The organism is Phenylobacterium sp., from assembly GCF_020402505.1.
GTDB lineage: Bacteria > Pseudomonadota > Alphaproteobacteria > Caulobacterales > Caulobacteraceae > Phenylobacterium.
In genome coordinates, this window is the sequence record NZ_JADBZL010000071.1 from 1 (window position 1) to 14,561 (window position 14,561).

Genomic DNA, 14,561 nt, shown 5'->3' on the forward strand with positions numbered 1-14,561 from the left:
CGTCGACGGATCGGGCAGGTAGAATCCGGCGCCCTTCAATCCTTCCTCGGGCAGAACCTCCTGGTCGAATCCGACAAGGGGGATCCTGTTCTCGGTCTGGGCCGTCTCCCTGGGACCCTCGTCCCCGAAGTTGAAGACGTTCCCGATCTGGGCGCAGCCTGAGACGAGCAGCGCCCCGGCGAGGACTATGGATAGGCGGAGGTTGAGCCGGATCATTGGGCAGGCGCCTGCAAGGGAAGGCCCTCACCCGGCAGGACGCCGGGCGGGAGCGGCCGGGGTGGCGGCAGGGCGGCGGCGGCCTTGACCAGATCGCGGGTGACCTTCGCCGAACCGCTGTCGATCAGGGCCATGGCGGCCGTGGCCCGGCTGCGCGCACCCTCCGCAGCGTCGGGCGAGAGCGAGACGACCACGAAGTCGGCCCGGGCGCCCGCGGTGTCTCCGGCGAGAAGCTTGGAGAAGGCCGCAGCCTCCCGCGCCTGGATCTGGAACGGTCGGCCGGGCTTGAGAAGCGGCTCCAGCCGCGTATCGATCTCGGCTCGAGGGGCCGTGTCCAGCAGGGCGTAGACCGACTTCAACCGCGCCGCGTCTGCGATGAGCGGGTCCGGGGCCGCCTTGGCCGCCTTGTCGAAGAAGTCCACTGCACCCGCCGTATCGCGTTCGGAAAGGCGCAGGGCGCCCAGATGCTGCAGAGCGAGGGACTTGTAAGCGCCGCTCCCCGACTTGGCGACGGTCTCCCAGGCGGCCTTGGCCTCAGCAGCCCGACCCGCCTGCATGGCCTCGATCCCCTGGGCGTAGGTTTCCGAGGCCTTCGCCGCCTGCGAGGCGGTCCAGGCGCGGTAGCCCTGCCATCCGCCAACGCCCGCAAGGCTCAGCACGACCAACCCGATGAACCAGGGAAGCACCTTGAGCGCCAGGGCGCGATAGCGGTCGGAGCGGATCTGCTCCTCGACCTCCTCGAAAACGTCGACCACTCTGGAGACTCCGCATTGGGCGCCGCGACCCGGCGCGCCGGAAACTATAGCGCCGACCGGTCCGCCGCAACGGGCGGACAGTGCCGCCGACGCATGGCGGAAGCGTGGCGCCGCCTTTAGCCGGCCGGAATATCCACGACGGGCGCACCCGGACGGCGCTTCGAGGAGAAGTAGGTCTCACCTGACCCGGGGAAACGGCGGTGGGCGACGTCCTCTGAGTAGCGCTCCACCGCACTGGAGACGAGGGCGCGCAGATTCGCATAACGGCGGACAAAGCGGGGGGACCGCTCGAAAAGACCCAGCATGTCCTCGGTCACCAGAATCTGACCATTGCAGGCGGCGGACGCCCCGATGCCGATGGTCGGGACCGGACATTGGGTCGTGATTTCCGCAGCCAGGGATTCGGCGACCCCTTCCACGACCAGAGCAAAGACACCGGCGTCTACGGCGCCCCTCATCTCTTCAAGGATCTGGAGGCGCTCGGCCTCCTCGCGGCCCCGGGCGCGAAAGCCCCCCTCGACCAGGACCGCCTGGGGCCGCAGACCGACATGGCCCATGACAGGCACCCCACGCTCGACCAGATATCTGACATTGGGAATGACAGCGGGGGCGCACTCCACCTTCACCGCCTGCGCGCCGGTGTCCTGCAGAACCCGAACGGCGTTGGCGAAGGCCGACTCAGGCGCGCCCTCGCAGGACCCGAAGGGCATGTCCACCACGACCAGGGCTCGCCGGGATCCCCGCATCACCGCCTGACCATGCAGGATCATCATGTCCAGGGTCACGCCCACCGTGCTGGGCAGGCCGTGGAGCACCATGCCGACGGAGTCCCCCACCAGGAGGATGTCGCAGTGCGGGTCCAGAAGTTTGGCCATCGGCGCGGTGTACGCCGTCAGGCAGACCAGGGGTGCGCCGCCCTTGCGGTGACGAATATCCCGGACGCTGATGCGGCTCTCCGCCGCAGACGCATGCGCCGACATGGTTTCAGACCTCCTCGAGAATCCTCGCGAACGCCAATCCCAGCAAGGTCGCTCCGCCGGCGATGACGGCAGGCGCGATCCCACCCGCCCCGACGGCGGCATATAGCAAGTCGATCGCTGAATTCCCAGCCAGCTGGTCGGAAAGTCTCCAGGCTGGAAACACCGGAAGCCGGGCCTCCGCCAGGCCGCGGGCGGCGACCGCGATTCCGGTCAGCGCCCCGAGACCGAGAATAAGGGTCCGCATGCGGCGGCGGCGGCGAATTCGGCCAAGGATACGCGCCTCCAGATCCGGAGCGTGAAGCCATGGAGACGCTTCGGCGAACAGGGTCTCGAGCTGGCGGGAGAAGTCTTGGGCTTTGGCTTCAGCGGGGTGGGTCATCTCTCGGGTCCAAGCTCCTGCCGAAGGCGGGTGAGCCCGCGGGCGATATGGGATTTGACCGTACCTTCGGGCAAGGCCAACGCCATGGCGATCTCCGAGGCGGAGTACCCGGCCCCGTGCTGCAGGCTCACGCAGAGACGTTGGGCCTCCGGAAGCCGCGCCAGTGCGGCGTCCAGGTCCAGGCGTCTCCCGGTATCCGGCGCCGGCAAGTAGGCCTCGGGCGCTTCGTCGAGAGACTCAAACCTGCGGCTCGCGCGAAGAGTTCGAAGATAGCGCCGGGCGGCGATCTTGCGGACCCATGCCCCGAAGGCGCCCTCCCCCCGGTACTCCCCGATGTGCTCGAAGGCCGCGACCAGGGCGTCCTGGGCCAGGTCATCGGCGAGGTCCGGGGGGGCGCCAAGCCGGCGCAGAAAGGCGCGCAGGGGGCCCAGGCTGCGCTGGACCAGGAGGGCGAACGCCGCCGTATCGCCAGCCGCGGCGCGGCTGGCAAGGAGCGGGTCCGGGACTCCGTCCCATCGGAAGGGCGGCGACACGGCCACGGTTCAGGAAGACTTGCGGCCCAGGAGGTGCAACAGGATGCCCGCGACGCCGATACAGCCGGGGATCGCCGCCGCACCGGTGAGGGCTGTCCGGGCCTCAGCGTCGATCGAGCCCATGATCTGGCCGAAGATGGCGAGCCCTACGCCCACGGAAACGGCGATCAGGCCCCACCGCAGATCGCTGGGAGGTTTGGTGTTTCCTTCCCGCCGCGCCAGGAGTTCCAGAAGCTCAGGCGGTACCGGCTGCCCCTGCCGGATGGCGAGTTCGATGGTCTCGTGGATCCGGGCGCGTCGCCGGCCTTGGAAGTACTGGCTGCCCAGCACGACGGCGGCGAGGAAGGACATGAGAAGGAAGAATTGCAGGCTGGACTCGATCGATTCGCTGGACATCACGCAGATCCATGGATGGCGGTCGGGATTGACCGGATGATGATACGAGCCCGAAGCGGGTGATTGGGTTGCAGCCCTAAAGTTCACGTTTCCGTGATCATCCTGTCGACCGGGCCACGGACCTCCCGCTCAACGCCTTGAAATCCGTTATTGTATAACATATGCCCAAGGAATGACCTCGAGCCCCCGCCCTCATCGCCTTACGTCCCTTCTCACCGGCGCCGCCTCAGGGGCCCTCATAGCGCTCGCCGCGCCTGCGGCCCTCGCCGCAAGCGATCCGCCGACGGTCGCCGAAGTGGTGGTGACCGCGGCGCCATACGCCGTCTCCCTGGACACCGTCACCACGAGCGTCAACCTGGTCACGGCCGAAGCCCTCAGCCGGGCGCCGCCCGCTGGCATTGGTGATCTTCTCGCAGGTCTTCCGGGCCTGCGCTCGACCGCCTATGGCCCCGGCGCCAGCCGCCCCGTCATCCGCGGCTTGTCCGGGGCGCGGGTCCTGCTTCTGCAGAACGGCGTCGGCATGGTCGACGCCAGCTCCCTGTCGCCCGACCACGCGGTCCCGAGCGAGGCGGGCCAGGCCAGCCGGATCGAGGTGCTCCGGGGGCCGTCAACCCTCGCCTACGGGGGCGCCGGCATCGGAGGCGTCGTCAATGTCCTGGACGACAGGGTGCCCTCCCGGCGACCTGATGGGCGGATGGAAGGCCGCGGCGCGATCTCCTGGTCATCTGCCGACAACGGCCGGGCTGCTTCCGGCGCTGCGATGGTGGACGCCGGTCCTCTTGTCCTCGTCTTCGACGGATCTACGCGGCGATCCGACGACTACGCCACGCCGGTAAGGCCGGTGTCCGATCGCCTCGCTGCGGAGGAAGGCCTGGTTCGGTCGGCTGACAAGACCCTGAGAAACGTTTCGCTGGAAGCCGACGCCTGGGGCCTGGGAGCTTCCCTGCTCGGGGGTGATGGCGGCTTCCTCGGCCTCTCGGTGAAGAGAACTGACACAGGCTACGGGCTTCCCTTCGAACAGGTCGTCAGCGAATCCGAGCCCGAATTGATCCGGCTTCACATGAAGCAGACCCGCTGGGACCTGAAAGGCGAGACCCCCATTCACGACGGCTGGATCGAAAAGGTCCGGCTGGCTGTGGGACGGGCCGACTACGAGCACGCCGAGATCAAGATCGAGGAAGGCAAGGCCGGGACGCGCTTTCTGTCCGACGGCACGGAAGGTCGTGTCGAGCTGGTCATGCGGGGATCGCCAGGTCGCCAGGGCGCCTTCGGGCTCCAGGCGCTGACCCTTAACCTGGAGGCGATTGGCGACGAGGCCTTCATACCCGGCGTCGAGATCAACGAGATGGGGGCCTTCACCCTGCAGAGGTTCGACTTCGGCAAGTTCGGGCTGGACGCAGGTCTGCGGATTGACGCTCGCGAACTGCGCGCGGAACTGGACGGTCGTGAGACCAGTCCGCCGGGGATCGAGGCGGGGCTCGACTGGAGCAAGACGCCGGATACCCGCTCCTTCACGAATGTCTCGGCCTCGGCCGGCGCCTTCTGGAGACCGTCAGATCCGCTCTTCCTGGCGCTGACGCTGTCCCTCAGCGGCCGTGCGCCAACCGAGTTCGAACTCTTTGCCGACGGCCCCCACGAGGGCACCGGGACCTGGGAGGTCGGCGATCCGACCCTGTCCTCGGAAAGGGCCCTGTCACTGGAGGCCACGTTGCGCTGGACCAGCGACGCAACCCGGATCCAGGCCCACGTCTGGACTGCGCGATATGACGGCTTCATTGAGGAGCGGCCGACAGGAGAGGTCTATGATGACCTGCCGGTCTTCAATTTCCGGCAGACCGATGCGGACTTCATTGGTTTCGAGATCGAAGCGGTGCAAACCCTTCTCACACGGGCCGAGGGCCGTCTGTTGGGGAGCCTTTCGGGTGATGTCGTTCGAGGCGACACCGATCTCGGGGCGCCGCCCCGCATTCCCGCCTTCGGTGTGACGGGGGAGCTTTCATGGGAGTCAGAGACCCTAGATGCGTCGGTCGAGCTCCGTCATGTCGGGGATCAGACCCGGACCGCTCCCTTCGAGATCGAAACGGACGGCCATACCGCGATCAACGCCAGCCTGGCCTGGCGGCCGCTGGCCGACACGCCGGTCACGGTCAGCCTTCGCGGACGCAACCTGACCGACGCCGAGATCCGGGAACACGCCTCCTACCTGAAGGACATAGCGCCATCCCCGGGGCGGTCGGTATCGCTGGGACTGGCCTTCACCTTCTGAGGTCACCCCCTCTTGCGGCGCCAGGCGCCTCTCCAGAGAGCGGCGGCCGTCAAGGCGCCGTAGGCAACCATTCCTGCTGCGATGCAGGCGTAAACCCCGGCCAGAGAAGGCTGGGGCGAACGCATGACCATAGCGGCGCCACCAACACAGATGACCAACCTCAAGAGGGTGGCGATGATGGGCCAAAGGACGGCGCCGGCGCCCTGTGAAGCGAAATAGAGGGCGAGGCCCAATCCCTGGAAGGCGAAGACGGGGCCGACGATGTGAAGATACAGCGCCCCGGCCGACAGACTGGCGGGATCGCGGGTAAAGAGACCGGTCCAGAGGCCGGGCGCCACCGCCAGGACAAGTCCCACGGCCCCCGCCAGGGCCGCCGCCGCACCACCGCCCATCCACCCGATACGCTCGGCGCGGGCCACTTGTCCGGCGCCCATGTTGACCCCTACCAGGGCCGTGAGCGCGGCCCCGATCCCGAAGACCAGGGGGACGAGCAGGAACTCGACCCGCGCCACCACGCCGTAGCCCGCCAGAGTCTCCACGCCGAAGCGACCAATCAGGGTGTTGAGAACGGCGATGGTCAGCACAGTCGAGACCGGGGAGAGAGAGGCCAGCGCCCCCACCCGGAGGATGTCCGCAAAGTACGCCAGCCGGAGGCGGCATGCCTGGAGGGTCAGCCGGATCGCCTGACCCGGCTTCAGGAGCCGCCAGACCAGTACAAGGGAGCTGCCGGCGGAGACCAGGATCACGGCGACAGCGGACCCCTTCAATCCCAGGCCAGGCAGGCCAAGCCCCCCCAGCATGAGCGCTCCGGACAGCGGAATCTGCACCAGCGAGCCGATGATCATCAGTCTGGCCGGGAACTGCATATCGCCCGTCCCGCGCACAACCGAGGTCAGAAACGCAGAGATCCAGATCGGCGCCACTCCAAGGAAAAGCACGAGGCCATACTCATGGGCTTCGGCGACAACCGAATGCGGGGCGCCGGTGGCGACGAGAAGCGCATGTCCAAAACTCGCAAAAAGACCACCGAAAACCAGGCTCGCGAGGCCGGCGATCACGAGCGCATGCCAGATGAAGGCGTTCGCCGCCGCACTGTCGCCACGGCCAAGCGCGCGCGCGACCGAACTTGAGACCGCACCGCCCAGGGCGCCATTGGCCAGCATCTGCATCAGCATCAGGGCCGGCAGCATCAGGGCGATGGCCGCGAGAGGCACCAGGCCCAGCCGGGCGATGAAGCCGGCTTCCGCCATGGAAACTCCTGCCTGGACCAGAAACGCCAGGGCGCTGGGCCCCGCCATCCTGACCAGCAGCCGCATGGGCGGATCGGTCAGGAGCGGAGAGGCGGCGGGGGATGAGGTCATGACAGGGCCTTCCGGACACGGCGGAGGTCGTCCTCCAGGCTCTTCCAGGAGTCCGCGCCAATACGTTCAAGGGTCATGGCCTGGGCGCGACGCCAGGCTTTTCGACCCTCGACCAGCCGACTGCGGCCCGCCTCGGTGATCATCACCCGCCGGACCCGGGCGTCATCCGGATCCGAGTCACGGACAACCAGCCCCGCCTTTTCGAGTGGCGAGAGGTTCCGGGTCAGCGTCGTACGGTCCATGTAGAGCCTCTGTGCGAGTACCGACATGGCGACCCCACCGGCCGAAGCCTCCAGTTGCTGGAGGATCGGGAACTGTCCACGGCTGAGCCCGCAGCTTCGAAGCTCACCCGCGTAGACGCCCGCCACCACACGCGCGGTCTTCTGCAGATTGTGGCTCACGCAGTGGATGGGATTGAGGAGATCGTCGGTCGGGTCCATCGGAGACTCCATTAGGTGTAATTACACTTTATTGGGCGCCAGGAGCGGTGGTCAACGCCCCCCTTCGTCCCGACCCTGCCGCGAGACGCCGCCCCTGCGCGGTCAGACCCGCTTCACTCCGCCAGGGAATCCATCGGGACGGATGCGCTTCATTCTGCCGACGGCTGTGACGGTCCGCCGGAAACAGGTCGCGTTGATCGGCCCCTTCAACCCTTATGAAACTGCGGCCGTCCATACTCGAGCCGGCGGCATCCAACTGTTGGGCATAGTGGGCCCCGTCGCCATCCGGCTGCTCGCAAGGGGGGTGCTCGAGCTGGACGCAGGCAGCTGGCGGACGGGGCTTTCAAATCCAGCCGCCGCCAGGGTAATCGGCGAGTTCCTTACCCTGTGTCTCCGGAAACCGCGAACCCGGCCGTAAGGCGCAGATCCGGTCCAGTCTGAAGTTCCTGAAGTCCCGTCGTCGCTCGCACCAGGCGATCAGCAGCGCTCCACGAGGGCCCGCAACGATGGCGAGGGGGCGTACGCGACGCAGGGTGGGAAAGCCGCACCGGTCGCAGTAGGAGAGGGTCACCCTCAGGCGACGGGAGATCGCCGCTTCCAGAAGCGGCGATCCCCGCGGCGGCGGGTCGCTCCCGGGACCGGGAAACCGGAGTGCGTCGATCCGCGTCGCCATGCCCCCCAACGGCCTGATCCTGTCCGGCGTAGTGCGGGAAACAAAGCACAGGCGGTCCCGCCGAGGCTAGCCCGGTCGTCCGCCGCCCGTCCTCAGACGTCGAAGGTCACGCCCTGGGCGAGAGGCAGGGCTGACCCGTAGTTGATGGTGTTGGTCGCCCTGCGCATGTAGGCCTTCCAGCTGTCCGACCCGGACTCCCGTCCGCCGCCGGTTTCCTTCTCGCCTCCGAAGGCGCCGCCGATCTCAGCCCCGGACGGCCCGATATTGACGTTGGCGATGCCACAGTCCGAGCCCTCCGCCGACAGGAAGCGCTCCGCCTCCAGCAGATCCCGGGTGAAGATCGAGGAGGACAGGCCCTGGGGCGCGGCGTTCTGGGCGGCGATCGCGGCCCCCAGGTCCTGGTACTTCATCACGTAAAGGATCGGGGCGAATGTCTCTCTGAGGACGATCGGGGACTGGCCGGGCATCTCCACCAGGGCCGGGCGGACATAGGCCCCGGGACGGTCGACCCCCTCGCCGCCATACACCCTCCCCCCGGCCGCAGCGGCCTCGCCAAGCGCCGCCGACATCGCCGAGCGGGCGGCGGGATCGATGAGCGGGCCCACCAGGACGCCGTCCTCTCGGGGGTCGCCTACCGTTACGCGGGCATAGACAGCCCTCAGGCGCGCAACGACTTCATCATACACCGCCTCATGAACGAAGAGCCGGCGGAGCGTGGTGCACCTCTGCCCCGCCGTGCCCATCGCCGCGAAGGCCACGGCCCGGATGGCGAGGTCCAGGTCCGCGCTGGGCGTCAGGATGGCGGCGTTGTTTCCACCCAACTCGAGAAGGGCCCGGGCGAAGCGGGCCGCCAGCCGGGGCGCCACCTTGCGTCCCATGGCCGTGGAGCCCGTTGCCGAGACGAGCGGGACGCGGGGATGATCCACCAGCACCTCGCCCACCTCGGCGCCCCCCAGCAGCAGGACCGACAGATCCGGCGGGGCGTCCGGGCCGAACCGGGCCGCCGCCCGCTCGAACAGGGCCTGCACGGCCAGGGCCGTGAGCGGGGTCTTCTCCGAGGGCTTCCAGACCACGGAGTCGCCGCAGACGAAAGCCAGCGCCGCGTTCCAGGCCCAGACGGCTACGGGGAAGTTGAAGGCGGAGATCACGCCCACCACGCCCAGCGGGTGCCAGGTCTCCATCATCCGGTGATCGGGGCGCTCGGTGGCCAGGGTGAGGCCGTAGAGCTGGCGAGAAAGGCCGGCGGCGAAGTCGCAGATATCGATCATCTCCTGGACCTCGCCGAGGCCCTCGGATGTGATCTTTCCCGCCTCCAGGGTCACAAGGCGACCCAGGTCCGCCTTCGCCGCCCGAAGTTCCTCGCCGAACAGCCGGACCAGCTCGCCGCGACGGGGCGCCGGGACATTCCGCCAGGCCAGAAAGGCCCTGTGCGCCCGGTCAATCCCCAGGACGGCGTCGGCTGGTGACGTTTCGACAGGCCTGGCGATCTCCTCACCGGTCACAGGGGTGCGGGCGATCCGGTCGCCGCCCGACAAGGCCGCCGCGGGAACGCCAAGTGCGTCAAGAAGGGCCCTGGCCTCCTCTGCGGCCCCGATGGGTTGGCGAGTCATGCGTCTGTCTCCCCTGTATGCGATCGGGCTCAAGCCACCCGGGCGCCAACCGGCCCGGAGGCTTCTGCGGCATAGTTTCGGCCGAAACGGTTGGCCAGGAAGGTCGGCAGCGCGATCTGCTCCTGCCGCACGAATCCCTTCCGGGGAAGGTCGCCCGACGCCAGCATGTCCAGAACCGCGCAGATGGCGGAGGCGGTGGTGATCTGGATGCCGCTGCGCAGCACGCCCGCCACCGGGGCGGCGTAGACCTTGTTGGCGTAGCTCACCTGCACCAGGGCGTCGTGTTTGCGACCGCTGACCGTGACGAAGATCACGACGACGTCCTGCAGGGTCGAGGGTACGGCGTTCTCAAGGATGTCCTTCAGCACGTCCCGGCGGTCCCGCAAACCCAGATCGTGCAGCAGGGTCTTCATGATGGCGGCGTGCCCGGGATAGCGGATGGTCCGGTAGTTCAGGTTGCGCACCCTGCCGGCCAGGGTCTCGCAGAGGGTTCCCAGACCGCCCGAGGTGTTGAAGGCCTCATAGGTGACGCCATCCAGCGAGAACTCCTCGCGCTCCTCCAGGGCCTGGGTTTCGCGCAGGCGGCCATCGACGATCGCTTCACACGGCTCGCAATACTCGTTGATGACCCCGTCCGTGCTCCAGGTCATGTTGTAGTTCAGAGTGTTGCTGGGGTACTGCGGCAGGGCGCCGACCCGGAGACGGACCTCCTCCAGGCTGTCGAACTGGGACGCCAGATCGTGGGCGACAATGCTTATGAAGCCGGGCGCCAGGCCGCATTGCGGGATGAAGGCGCAAGGCGCGCCCTGCGAAAGATCCTTGACCTCCCGCGTGCTGGCCACGTCTTCGGTCAGGTCCAGGTAGTGCACTCCGGCCGCACGGGCGGCGCGGGCGACCGCCGTGGTGGCGTGGTAGGGGGCCGCATTCAGGACGGCGAACGCGCCCCGCAGGGCCTCAGGGAAGGCCTCGCTGCGGACATCCATCAGGCGCCGGCGCACCGGGCGCTGGGTCACCAGTCGTTCCAGGCTGCTCGCCGAGGCGTCGAAGATTTCGACGTCGTAGTCCCCGGACCCTGCGAGAAGATCGGCGATCACCCCGCCAATTTTACCCGCCCCGACAATCGCCACGTGCTTCATGACCCGACCTCCGGCGCCGCTGCAACAGATTCAGTGGGCCCCGGTTCTCCGACGGTGTACAGGTCCAGATAGACGTTCCGCCGGGTTTGTTTCGGCGAAATGACGAGATAAGTCGGCGTAATGCAACTCGATGAGATCGACCAGGCCCTGCTGGCCGCCCTGCGGGAGAACGCGCGGGAGAGCACGGCGGACCTCGCCCGGCGGGTGGGCCGGTCGCGCACCACCGTGCAGGGGCGGCTGGAGCGCCTTGAGCGCAGGGGCGTGATCCAGGGCTACGCCCTCCGGCTCGCTGAAGACTTCGAGGCCGGGGCGGTCCGCGCCCATGTCCTGATCAAGGTGGCGCCCCGGGAGTCCCGGGCGGTGGAGGCGGCGGCCCGGGCCCTGCCCCAGGTCCGCGAGCTGCACTCGGTCAGCGGCGAGTACGACATGATCGCCATCGCCTCGGCCGCCAACGTGGCCGAGCTGGACGCCGCCATCGACCGGATCGGCCTGATGCCGGGGGTTGAGCGGACCAACTCCGCCATCATCCTGGCGACCAAGTTCCGGCGGTAGCGGGCGCCGGGGGCCGCAGATCCCGGGGGGCGCGGCCTTAACGCACCAGATGCCAGCTCGTCTGCCGTCCCGCGAGGTAGATCACCCGCTCTCCGTCAAAGAGGGCGCTCTGCTCCAGCTTCATCTGGACGAACTGTCCTCCCCACTCCGCAACCGCGTGCCGGATATTCCCCTCGATGGCGTAGCCGGTGTTCGCATGCAGGGGCCAGTCGCCCTGTACCGCCGTCCGCCCCTGGTTGTCCCACATGCCGATGGTCGGCCCAGGCGCATGACCGAAGAACCCGAGGGGATGGCTATAGACGCTGGCCCTCAGGCCGGCCTTGCGGGAGGCCTCGAGCGCCCTGGCCAGCACCTCGTTGCCGGTCCGGCCGGTGGAGAAGTTCGCGGTCAGCAGGTCCTGCCAGCGATTGCCCGCCTCCATCGCGGCAAGCAGCCCCGCCGGCGGCGCCGTCTCGCCCAGGCGCAGGACATAACCCATTTCCTGGGTGTCCGTGCAGAGCTTCAGGTAGCAGATGCCCACATCGGTGTGGAGGACATCCCCGCGCTGGATCACCCCCTCCTCGCCGCAGAAGGCGCCCTCCGCAGTGCAGGCCGTCCCTCGCCTCTGCAGGTTCACGTCCGGGAAGAACCAGACTGGCAGGCCCAGGCCCTCGAAGCGGCTGCGGATGTACCAGGCCACATCCTCGGTCCGGGTGACGCCCGGCGTGATCACCCGCTCGCTGAAGGCCTCAGCGATCACGCCCCGGGCCAAGGCGACGACCTGGGGATAGACCTCGATCTCCGCGGGCGTGCGGGTCTCCAGCCAACGGATCACCAGGGGCTCGGCCGGGGTGAGACGCTGCGCGTAGCCGGCGGGCAGGACCTCTTCCAGCCGGTCCCGAAGGGCGGCGGTCAGGCCGTCCGCCACGGGCCAGTGCCGCGACACATTGATCCCGATGCGCTGGGGATTGCGGCTCACGATCACATCCGCCAGGGCCTTCCACTGGGCGTCCAGGTCGCCTCCGGACCAGGCCGCCGTATAGGGGCCTCCCAAGGGGTAGCGATTGACGGAAAGGCGCTCCACCGTCCCGTCGGCCTTGCGAAAAAAGACCAGCATGGTCGTCCGGCGGGCGGCGAAGGACGGCTGCGGGACGAGTGTGAAATAGACGGGGTCCTCAGCGTACTCGCGGTTGATGACGACCCACATGTCCAGGCCGGACTCGGCCATCAGGCGCGGCAGAAGCGTATCGAGCCGATCCGCCAGGATCCGGTTCTCCACCTCGACCCGCGCAGGACCCGCCAGGACATCAAGATGATCAGCCGAGGCGAAGTCCCGGCCCTGGTCCGGGCGGTAGGGTGTTGCCGGGGCGGCGGCGGCGGACCCGGCCAGGGCCATCCAGGCCGCAAGGACGAGGCCCGACAGGAAGGGTTTGCGCTGCATGTGAGTCCTCCTCGCATCAGGCCCACCCGGGGCCGGTCAGTCCTTGATCCTCCCTAGCAGGCCCGGCGCGCTGGCGTACACCCAGGACGCCGCCGTCAACCTTCGCCTGCCGACGCTCCTGGATCTGCGACGGCCCGCTCAGATGGCGCGCATCGACCTGTTGCGCCAAGGGAAAGCCTCTGAGAACTGGGCCAGTAACAGCATGCTCTCAGTCCACTGCAGGCTACAGCGATCGCAGCTGCAATCGATCGATCCCAGCCCGACCACTGGGCGCGCCGAGACGGCCTCAAGACCGTTGATGCACAACCCGCGCCGTTGGTGCGGGGCGCCCCTCGACGTTGGTGCAGTCGATCCGCCGTTGATGCAAAGGCCGCCTCGATCCTCTTGGGGTCCTCCTGCCCTGCACATCATCATCTCCACCCAGTCACCTTTGTTCATCGAGGAGCTGAATCGTGAAGATCGTGAAGTGGGTAACTTTGTTATGTGTTTCGCTACTTGCCGCATGCGGCGGCGGTGGCGGAGGCGGCGGCGGCAGTTCCGGCCCTGAACTGGCTGTCGTCGGCCTGAGCGAGTTTCGACGGGCTGTCGCCGGCCACCGGGTGGCCGAATTGAAGGTGCCCGGCGCCGACGGCACGCGCCTGTCCACCTATGTCTATCTTCCCGCTCAGGGCAATGGACCTTTTCCCACCCTGGTGATGCGAACGCCCTACGAGATCCCGATCACGCCGGTGGGTGGTTTCCCGGAAGAGCATGCGAACGCCGAGATCGAGACCCGACCTGAGGATGTGGGCTGGACCGAGGCCACCGACCGCGGCTACGCCCTTGTGGTCCAGGTGATGCGGGGCCGATTCACATCGGACGGGATTTTCAGCCTGTTCGTCCGCGACGAGTTGAGCGACGGTGAGACACTGATCCGCTGGGTCGAGCGGCAGCCCTGGTCGAACGGCAAGATCGGCGTCTTCGGCGACTCGGCGAGCGGGGTGGCCTCGCTGCAGGCGGCCGCCTCCGGGCGGACCTCGATCAAGGCGGTGTTTGCACAGAACACCTCGCCGGATTTCCTGGGCGGGGTGATCTTTCCCGAAGGCCGCGTCAAGTGGGAAGCGCTGCTGCCCTTTGTCCTGGGCCAGTCCTTTGACAACAGCGAGGACCACGACTCCAAGCTGGGCCTTACCGCCCAGCAGATTGGCCAGCTTAAGGGCCAGGCCGGCGCTGCGCTGGGTGAGATCTTCGACGCGCTCGAGGCGGGGGATCCGGCGCAATCAAGCTGGTGGACGCGCGCAATCGTTCCGGACTTTCCCATCGCCAGCCAATTGCAGCCGCGCTGGGCCGACCTGCTGGCGGCAGGTCGAAACCCTGCAACGCTGGCTCAACTGGACGTGACAGACCGCATCCACGCGCCGGTTCTGCACGTCTCGATGTGGCACGATTTGTTCCAGGAGAGCGCGTTCAAGTCCTTCGGACGCATGCAGGCGGCCCGCGGTGATCAGAAGCTGATCATTCTGGATGGTACTCACTACGACATCGACGATCCCGAGCGGTGGCCGACCAAGCCGATGTTCCTCTGGTTCGACCACTGGCTGAAGGGCGAAGCAAACGGCGCCCAGAACTGGCCTAGAGTTCAGTATGTGCTGGCAGGGCAGCCCGACGGGCCTCTGCGCAGTTCGCCGGTGTGGCCATTGGCGGGCGCTCCGTCGGTCGTTTCGACGCTGGCGGCGCCGGAGCGTGCGTTGACGCTCAACCCCGCCGCTCCCACGCCAACCCTGGGCGGCAACCACCTGAGGGCCCCCGCCGGCATGTTGGATCAGCGACCGCTGCTGGAACGCGCTGACGTTGTGGAACTGAAG

At 67.9% G+C, this 14,561-nt stretch carries 14 protein-coding genes and 1 pseudogene; 3 read left to right on the plus strand and 12 right to left on the minus strand.

Annotation, left to right across the window (positions count from 1 at the left end):
* The 6 genes and pseudogenes from IM632_RS05715 to IM632_RS05740 form a co-directional block, all read right to left on the minus strand.
* Positions 1-216 (minus strand): annotated as a pseudogene (locus tag IM632_RS05715) (dehydrogenase); the annotation flags it as partial.
* Positions 213-971, minus strand: coding sequence for a tetratricopeptide repeat protein (locus tag IM632_RS05720; RefSeq protein WP_293515815.1), 759 nt, complete (start codon positions 969-971; stop codon positions 213-215). The pseudogene IM632_RS05715 and the gene IM632_RS05720, both read right to left, overlap by 4 nt.
* Before the next feature lie 116 nt (positions 972-1,087).
* On the minus strand, positions 1,088-1,951 hold the full coding sequence (panB, locus tag IM632_RS05725) for a 3-methyl-2-oxobutanoate hydroxymethyltransferase (RefSeq protein ID WP_296480790.1): 864 nt from the start codon (positions 1,949-1,951) through the stop codon (positions 1,088-1,090).
* A 4-nt stretch (positions 1,952-1,955) separates the two neighbouring features.
* Positions 1,956-2,330: a hypothetical protein gene (locus IM632_RS05730; RefSeq protein WP_296480787.1), complete on the minus strand. Its 375-nt coding sequence runs from the start codon at positions 2,328-2,330 to the stop codon at positions 1,956-1,958.
* The gene (locus tag IM632_RS05735; protein ID WP_296480784.1) at positions 2,327-2,863 is read right to left on the minus strand and encodes a sigma-70 family RNA polymerase sigma factor; all 537 of its coding nucleotides are present in this window, start codon (positions 2,861-2,863) and stop codon (positions 2,327-2,329) included. Before IM632_RS05735 ends, IM632_RS05730 begins: the two co-directional genes overlap by 4 nt.
* A gap of 9 nt (positions 2,864-2,872) precedes the next feature.
* Positions 2,873-3,259, minus strand: a complete 387-nt coding sequence (locus tag IM632_RS05740; RefSeq protein ID WP_296480782.1) for a DUF6249 domain-containing protein — start codon at positions 3,257-3,259, stop codon at positions 2,873-2,875.
* A 172-nt stretch (positions 3,260-3,431) separates the two neighbouring features.
* Between IM632_RS05740 and IM632_RS05745 the strand changes: the two genes are divergently transcribed.
* Complete coding sequence (locus tag IM632_RS05745) at positions 3,432-5,525, plus strand: TonB-dependent receptor (RefSeq protein WP_296518902.1); 2,094 nt, start codon at positions 3,432-3,434, stop codon at positions 5,523-5,525.
* A 2-nt stretch (positions 5,526-5,527) separates the two neighbouring features.
* Here the strand turns inward: IM632_RS05745 and IM632_RS05750 are convergent, their stop codons facing one another.
* The 5 genes from IM632_RS05750 to IM632_RS05770 all read right to left on the minus strand — a co-directional run bounded on the left by IM632_RS05750 (position 5,528) and on the right by IM632_RS05770 (position 10,745).
* Positions 5,528-6,886, minus strand: coding sequence for an MATE family efflux transporter (locus IM632_RS05750; RefSeq protein WP_296480777.1), 1,359 nt, complete (start codon positions 6,884-6,886; stop codon positions 5,528-5,530).
* Positions 6,883-7,326: a MarR family winged helix-turn-helix transcriptional regulator gene (locus IM632_RS05755; protein ID WP_296480774.1), complete on the minus strand. Its 444-nt coding sequence runs from the start codon at positions 7,324-7,326 to the stop codon at positions 6,883-6,885. Before IM632_RS05755 ends, IM632_RS05750 begins: the two co-directional genes overlap by 4 nt.
* 343 nt (positions 7,327-7,669) lie before the next feature.
* Positions 7,670-7,999 carry a WYL domain-containing protein gene (locus IM632_RS05760; RefSeq protein ID WP_296480771.1) on the minus strand — a complete coding sequence of 110 codons (330 nt, stop codon included), beginning with the start codon at positions 7,997-7,999 and terminating at the stop codon, positions 7,670-7,672.
* A gap of 92 nt (positions 8,000-8,091) precedes the next feature.
* Positions 8,092-9,609 carry an aldehyde dehydrogenase family protein gene (locus tag IM632_RS05765; RefSeq protein ID WP_296480768.1) on the minus strand — a complete coding sequence of 506 codons (1,518 nt, stop codon included), beginning with the start codon at positions 9,607-9,609 and terminating at the stop codon, positions 8,092-8,094.
* Positions 9,610-9,638: 29 nt separating this feature from the next.
* Positions 9,639-10,745: a saccharopine dehydrogenase family protein gene (locus tag IM632_RS05770; protein ID WP_296480765.1), complete on the minus strand. Its 1,107-nt coding sequence runs from the start codon at positions 10,743-10,745 to the stop codon at positions 9,639-9,641.
* Positions 10,746-10,865: 120 nt separating this feature from the next.
* Here IM632_RS05770 and IM632_RS05775 point away from each other — a divergent pair, with 120 nt between their 5' ends.
* Positions 10,866-11,297, plus strand: a complete 432-nt coding sequence (locus IM632_RS05775; RefSeq protein ID WP_293520108.1) for an Lrp/AsnC family transcriptional regulator — start codon at positions 10,866-10,868, stop codon at positions 11,295-11,297.
* Between the two features lie 37 nt (positions 11,298-11,334).
* Here the strand turns inward: IM632_RS05775 and IM632_RS05780 are convergent, their stop codons facing one another.
* Complete coding sequence (locus tag IM632_RS05780; protein ID WP_296480760.1) at positions 11,335-12,717, minus strand: M24 family metallopeptidase; 1,383 nt, start codon at positions 12,715-12,717, stop codon at positions 11,335-11,337.
* A gap of 452 nt (positions 12,718-13,169) precedes the next feature.
* On the opposite strand from IM632_RS05780, the gene IM632_RS05785 reads away from it, so the two are divergent.
* A partial coding sequence (locus IM632_RS05785; protein ID WP_296552097.1) for a CocE/NonD family hydrolase occupies positions 13,170-14,561 on the plus strand: 1,392 nt, incomplete at its 3' end.